We start from the raw sequence: 7546 nt of genomic DNA on the forward strand, positions 1-7546 counted from the left end.
GCATTTTTTTTTAATTTTTTTTAAAATAATTCAGGTCTTGTAAAAAAGTTTTTTTATTGAAAATGGTAACTAAAAAAACAATTAAATAGTACATAGCTGTAGAGCGTTTTGTGTTTTTAGTGGCTTAAAATGGCGACTCGATTTTCTTAATGTTGGTCTGTATTATTTTCTTCTCTATAAAACCGGAAGAATAATCAACCTCAAAAAAAAGGAAATTTGGGTTTGCAATGGTTGTTGCTACACTGGCGCAGCAATTTTCGCTTAAGACTAACTCAGTCAGATTCCATGACTTGTTATCGTATAGTACTTTATTGTTATGGATAGTGATATCTAATAATGGAATGGACAGACCGTTTCCTACTGCTTTGATCAAACTCTCTTTCATAGTCCAAAGTCTGAAGAAGGATTTCAGAGGATCTTCTGACAGATGAATTTTTTGCCATTCTTCTGCTGTCAAAATATAGTTGTAATCTTTAAAATCTATAGGAGTTATCACTTCAATGTCTATACCTAATTTTGCTTTTTGTGCAATGGCGCAAATCACAAAATTACCTGAATGAGAGATATTAAAATCAATATCGTTATTTAAAAAAGGCTTTCCAAATTCGTTGTATTTTATATCAAGTATGGCGTTTTTACTTATACCTATTTCGTTTAAACATTCCATTAGCAGCAGTCTTCCAAGGACAAATGCATGTTGGTCTTCCCATTTTCGGTATGAATTACTTTTTTTACGTAATTCCGGCGATAGATATTCTTGTAAACGGGACCAATTATCAGAAGAAATTGGTTTGTCAAATCTTGTAAAAAAAAGATGTATCAAAAAAAGAATGTTTTAGTGGAGAGTTTTGCAAATATAGTATTTGTATTATTATCTTTAGAAATATAGTCACACTTGCTAGTTTGTAACAAACGTTATAGTCGTAAAAAGTTCGGGTTTTTTGCCTGCAATGTTTGAACTTTTTAATACTTCAATTATAAGATCGATAGTATTAAAATAGGGTTTAAGTAAAAGCCAAATTCATTAAGATTTAGTAATTGTTAACTATTTTTAAGTAGTCGTACGAATGAAAAAAATCAGGAGTTTTATGTATCAAAAAGAAAGAAATATTGGGTAATAATAATCATTTTGTTGATTGCGAGTTTGTTATGTTTCTCGTTGCGGATTTATGAGTTATTTTTTAAAAATATGTAAGAATAGTGTGTTATTTGTAATTTTTTATGTATAAAAATAATTTTTAATCAGAATTATTATGTTAAAAAAATTATGAAATATGTTTTAATTAACAATTTTATTAATTAAATACGGATTGTTTTTTATTATTAATTAATATTATTCAGTATTTTGGCTTTATTTTTTAATTATTGTCAAAACATGTAGGTTTTTTAGTTTTTTATTGAGTTTTTTCTTGTTTTATGATATATATTTGTGATCAGGAATATCGCATAAAACCCAGATTAACCATTTAAAATTCAAACATTGGAAAGAATAACTTTGCTGAAAGTATTAAAATTAAAATTAAATGTAGCCCTGCCACTGTTAGGATTATTTGCTTTAATAAACGGATTGTGGAGTAGTAGTTTGTTAATGCTTGTCAGTAATAAAGTTGCCGGTACTCCTTTACCGCTTTTAAGTGATTATGATTGGTTGATTTATTTGGTTTTAGTTATTGTTTCATTTGTCCTGACTTATTATTTTAAAAGGTACATGATTAAGGTTACTTTGAATTTTGGTAAAGAAATGGTACTTCAAATTATAGACAAACTTAGGTTATGTAATTATGAATCTTATTTGCGGATTGGAGAAGCAAGAGTTAGAACTGCGATGCAGGATGTAGGTACATTAGAAGCGTTACCGGAATCTTTTATCGTTTTTTTTAATGCAATAATCATGATAATTGCAGGGATAGGATATATGTTTTGGCTTTATCCGAAAGGAGCTGTAATGATGATAATTATTATTATAGCTTTAGCTTTAGTTTATGTTAAGAGAAATGAAGCCATTGAGAATAGTATGACTGAAGAACGAGATCTTGATGATAGTTTTATGGCTAATTATAACGATTTTTTGCATGGTTTTAATAGCATTAAGATGAGTAGTAAGAGAAGTCATTCGATCTATTTTAATCACATTGTTAAAAATCGTAACAATGCAATCAAATTAAGCATTAAGGCTGAGTTGGCAGCGTTTGGAAATGAATTAATAGGGCAGTATTTTTTTTATGTGATAATCGGTGTTGTGCTTTTTGTGCTGCCTTTGATTTTTGAGTTAGATCAAATTGTTATTTCCGGTTTCATGGTTGCTTTTCTATTTTTAATGGGGCCAATAACTATTTTTATAAATCTTATGAAAAACATTATTGGATTTAAAATTGCATTTGACAGGATTAATGAATTTAATGAAATTACCAGTGGAAGCATAAAAGACTCGGATTTAAGTACAAGTTCGACTAATCCATTACCTGTTTTTGAAAATTTAGTGATAAAAAACTTGAGTTATAAACACATTGATCCTAACGGTGTAGTTACGTTTGAACTTCAACCGATCAATCTGGAAATAACAAAAGGCGAAGTCATTTTTATTTCTGGAGGAAACGGAAGTGGAAAAAGTACTTTTATCAACTTATTATCCGGACTTTACATACCTAAATCAGGTGAGATATTTTTGAACAATACCAATCTTATTGATAGAGAGAATCGATCTGATTACAGAGATATGATATCATGTATTTTTTCAGATAATTATTTGTTTTCTGAAAATTATGATGGTTTTGATTTGCTTCCGTCTAATGAAAACCTGACAGAACTCCTGAATAAAATGAAACTGGAAGAAGTGATTCGGGTAGATGTGGCGAATAATAAAATATTTCAAAATTTGTCCAGCGGTCAAAAGAAAAGGATGGCATTGATCTATTCATTATTAGAAGATAAAGAGATTTTTATTTTTGATGAATGGGCTGCTGAACAAGATCCGGAGTTCCGAAAATATTTTTATGAAAGTATAATTCCGGAGCTTAAGAGTAAGGGAAAAACCGTAATTGCGATTACACATGACGATGCTTATTATAAATTTTGTGATCGATTAGTAAAATTTAATTATGGCAAAATAGTAGATCAGGAAATTTTATTTTCTTCGGTTCTGGCATAACATTACAATTAAATAATATTTGTTTCTCTTTATTTTTGGACTATACTTTTATTTTTGAATTAATTATTTCGTTTTTAAAATCATTCTTTAATTTTTTTAGAATTAGTTCAATGATTCACCAGATCATTGGATGTAATTCTATGTTTATAATTTAAATACAACCACTCATTATTACAACCACTTATTATTATGGAATTACTTAAGGATTATCATTTGTCTCAAGGGGCAAAAATCATTTCATCTTCATTACCTGGAGAAAAATCAAAAGTTTTATTAGAATTACAGAAAAACATTGAAGGTAGTGTTGTTTCATATCCTAAGAAAATGCCCATTGCTTTAAAACGTGCAAAAGGAAGTATTGTAGAAGATGTAGACGGAAATCAATTTATTGATTTTTTTGGAGGTTGTGGCGTATTAAATGTAGGACACAGTAATGCCTTTGTAATGGAATATGTTAAAGAACAACAGGAAGAATTAGTTCATGCATTGGATTTTCCAACAGAAAACAAACTTTTTTTAATTCAAAAAATATTAAACAATTTACCGGAAGAGATTCGCGAAGATTACAAAGTTAGTTTTGGTGGACCAACAGGTTCTGATGCAGTTGAAGCTGCAATAAAATTGGCGAAAATAAAAACAGGTCGTGATGGTATTATTGCTTTCTCAGGTGGATACCACGGAATGACTTCCGGTGCTTTGGCGGTGACCTCGGATACTTTTTTCAGAAAAAAAATATCCTCACTGATTCCAAATGTGCATTTTGTACCCTATAGTTATTGTTATCGTTGTCCATTTAATAAAGAAGAGAGTACTTGTAATTATGACTGTGCAAATCATTTTGAATGGATTTTGGAAACAGGACATTCCGGTATAACACTTCCTGCGGCAATTATATTAGAACCAATACAAGGAGAAGGTGGAAATATTGTTCCAAGAAAAGGATTTTTGGAGCGTATCGTCAAAATAGCAAATAAGCATGGCGTAATTGTAATTTTTGATGAGATTCAAAGTGGTTTCTACAGAACAGGAAAATTTTTGGAATTCATGAATACAAAAGCAGTTCCGGATATAATTACATTCTCAAAAGGTTTTGGAGGAATCGGATTTCCAATTTCCGGACTAATTTATAAAAGAGATATTGAGGCTTGGGAAACAGCAGAACATATTGGAACTTTTAGAGGTAATCAAGTGAGTATAGCTGCAGCCAGAGGGGCGTTTGATTTTATAGAAAAATATAAAATTGAAGATTACGCAAACTTTATCGGGGACTATTTGAAAGAGGAATTGAATTTGTTGGCATTGGATCATCCGTTTATAGGAGAAGTACGTGGAAGAGGAATGATGATAGGGGTAGAGTTTGTAAAAAATAAAACTTCTAAAAAACCTTTCCCGGAGTATTTGAAAGAGTTTAGAACAGAATGTTTTCACAGAGGATTATTGTTTGAGGTAGGAGGTCATTATAACAACGTATTGCGATTAGTTCCGCCTTTAATTACAACTAAAGAAATTGTTGACGCTGCCATAATAATAATGAAAGAGGCCTTTGTTGTTTGTGAAGAAAAGAATTTATCACAAGCTCTGGTTTAATCCTTTAAATACTATAATGAATATAAAATCAAAATTACATATAGCACAGCAAGAAGTCTATTACGGGCAATTGATGAATCCGGAAAGTCCATTATATAATATTGGTGGTTATACAATTTTTAAAGGGTCTTTTGATGTCTCTCAATTTAAGCAAGTAATAGAAGGTTTGTCTGATGTTTTTGATGTTTTTAATATCAAATTTGATTTTACAGAAAATGAACCGGCATTTTATATTAGTGATTTTCCAGAGAAAGTTTTTATCGATGAATTGGATTTTTCGTCAGAATTGGAGCCAAGAAAAAAGGCAAGCGAATGGATGCAAAACCAGTTTAACATTGCTTTTGACTTAAGAGAAGAAAAATTATATAAATACACACTGATCAAAATTGGAAAAGATGAATATTGGTGGTTTGTTTGTTTTCATCATTTAATAACTGATGGATTTGGTTTTGCAATAAAAGTTGATTACGTAATTAATCAATATGAAAATTTTATAAAAGGAGAAGAAGGATCTGAGGTACAGTATCCTTCTTATCTTGATGCTACACAAAAAAGTTTTGAGTATATTAATTCAGAACAATGTAGTAAAGACAAGATTTATTGGGAAGAAAAATATAACGCTGTTCCTAAAAAAACAGTAAATAAAAAATACATAAACGAAGTAGGAGGTGGGCGATTTTCACTTACTGTTTCAGACTCAGATAAAGGATTGTTTAATCGTTTATCTGAGTCAACAAAGGCAAATATCCCACAACTTACGATAGCAGCCTTGTTGTTGTATTTCGGAAAAACAACAGATGAGGAAAGTTTTAGTTTTGGAATCCCTATTCACAACAGAGTAGGAAGACAGGAAAGAAAAACATTAGGAATGTTTGCCGGAATGCTTCCTTATAAAGGAAATTACGCTAAAGATCAAGTCTTGTCAGATCTTCTGTCAGAGATTAGTCAAACGCAACGAAATGATTACAGACATCGTTTGTATCCTATTTCGTTTTTGAACAGATCTTTAAAATTATTGTCAGAAAACCGATTGCAGGTTTTTGATGTGGCAGTAAACTATGAGCCTCTTCCTTTTCCAAAATCATTATCTCCGGATCTTAGTATAGAGATAAAACATTTATCCAGTAGCTTGGTTGAATATCCGCTGTCTATTCGATGGTGTGATTACGGGCAAGATCTTCCTATGGAATTAAATGTCGACTATCAAAAAGAATATTTTAATAGTAATGAAATAGAAGTACTCGTTACAAGACTACTTCATATTATAAGACAGTTTGAGTTTGGATTAGATCAATCTGTTGCAGATCTGTCTATTCTTACCAAACAGGAAGAGTATCAGTTATTGGATGTTTTCAATAACACCACGGTTGAATATCCAAAGGATAAAACTATAGTTGATTTATTTGAAGAGCAGGTTAAAAAAACTCCTGATGCCACTGCGGTGGTTTATGAAGGAAAAGAATTAAGTTATAAAGAAGTAAATGAAAAGTCCAATCAATTAGGACATTATTTAAAAGAAAAGGGTGTTGAAGCAGATACCCTTGTGGGGATTTGTCTGGAGCGTAGTTTAGAGATGCTGGTGGGAATCTTAGGTATCTTGAAATCAGGAGCAGCTTATGTTCCAATAGATCCTGATTATCCGGAAGATCGCATTGCTCATATGGTGAGTGATGCAGGTATGGAGCTGGTACTAAGTAGTGCAGCGAGTCATAAGGCATTGAGAAACCCTACTGGTGTTAATGTTGTTTTGTTAGACCGGGATTGGGATTTGATCTCCGGGTATGCTAAAGAAAATTTAAGTGTCGAAGTAGCATCAGGTCATTTGGCTTATGTTATTTATACGTCAGGAAGTACTGGCAGACCTAAGGGAGTGATGATTGAACATACTAATGTTGTAAATCTAATTTTTTCTCAGATTAACACATTTAGTATTGATTCAAGCGATGTTGTTTTACAGTTTTCAAACTTTGTATTTGATGCTTCAGTAGAACAAATTTTTATGGCTTTGTGCAGTGGCAGTAAGTTGGTTCTTATAAACAAAGAAACAATTCTAGATACCGAAAATTTACTTGATTTTATTGATAATCAAGATGTAACACATTTTCATACTACTCCAAGTATGTTAAGTACTTTAGCTGTAAGGACAGATTTAAAATCATTGCGAAGAGTAGTGGTTGGAGGAGAGACTTGCAGCAAAGATTTAATGGAAGGTTGGAATAAATCATATGCATTTTATAATGAATATGGACCAACAGAAACAACCGTAACTTCTACGATATCTTTTTACAATAAAGGTAGTTTTGCTTCTAAAGAAATTAGCATAGGACGACCTATAGGTAATACGGGAATTTATATTTTAAATACTTCGTTAGATTTAGTACCGGTTGGCGTTATTGGAGAATTATGTATTGGAGGTTCAGGAGTGGCTCGAGGTTATTTGAACCAGGATGAGTTAACTCAGGAAAAGTTTATAACAAATCCTTTTGTAGCAGGAGACAGAATTTATAGAACAGGAGATTTAGTACGTTGGCTTGCCGATGGAAATATTGAATATATCGGAAGAAAAGACGATCAGGTTAAGATTCGTGGTTATCGTATTGAACTGGGGGAGATAGAGAACGTTTTATCTTCATTAGAAGCTGTGATTCAGTGTTGTGTTTTAGCTAAAGAAGATGTAGGAGGTAATAAACGTTTGGTTGCTTATGTAGTGGCAGAAGGCAAGCTAAATAAAACAGCTTTACAAGATCAATTAAAATTAAGTTTACCCGAATATATGGTTCCGATGATCTGGGTTGAACTGGACCAGATGCC

Annotated in this window: 4 protein-coding genes; 3 read left to right on the forward strand and 1 reads right to left on the reverse strand. The window is 31.6% G+C overall.

Annotation, left to right across the window (positions count from 1 at the left end; genetic code table 11):
• Nucleotides 1-124 precede the first annotated feature (124 nt).
• A complete protein-coding gene (locus tag AB674_RS19945; RefSeq protein ID WP_047779050.1) occupies nucleotides 125-823 on the reverse strand; it encodes a 4'-phosphopantetheinyl transferase family protein in 699 nt (232 codons plus the stop codon).
• Nucleotides 824-1480: 657 nt separating this feature from the next.
• Here AB674_RS19945 and AB674_RS19950 point away from each other — a divergent pair.
• The 3 genes from AB674_RS19950 to AB674_RS19960 form a co-directional block, all read left to right on the forward strand.
• Nucleotides 1481-3148, forward strand: a complete 1668-nt coding sequence (locus tag AB674_RS19950) for a cyclic peptide export ABC transporter (protein ID WP_053004341.1) — start codon at nucleotides 1481-1483, stop codon at nucleotides 3146-3148.
• A 189-nt stretch (nucleotides 3149-3337) separates the two neighbouring features.
• Nucleotides 3338-4735, forward strand: a complete 1398-nt coding sequence (locus tag AB674_RS19955) for an aspartate aminotransferase family protein (protein ID WP_047779051.1) — start codon at nucleotides 3338-3340, stop codon at nucleotides 4733-4735.
• Nucleotides 4736-4751: 16 nt separating this feature from the next.
• A partial coding sequence (locus AB674_RS19960; protein WP_047779052.1) for a non-ribosomal peptide synthetase occupies nucleotides 4752-7546 on the forward strand: 2795 nt, incomplete at its 3' end.

The organism is Flavobacterium sp. ABG (assembly GCF_001027725.1).
Classification (GTDB): Bacteria; Bacteroidota; Bacteroidia; order Flavobacteriales; family Flavobacteriaceae; genus Flavobacterium; species Flavobacterium cupriresistens.

Bases quoted from the DNA above. Each gene is read 5' to 3' on its own strand.
- AB674_RS19955 (WP_047779051.1), top strand. From the start codon at position 3,338: ATGGAATTACTTAAGGATTATCATTTGTCTCAAGGGGCAAAAATCATT.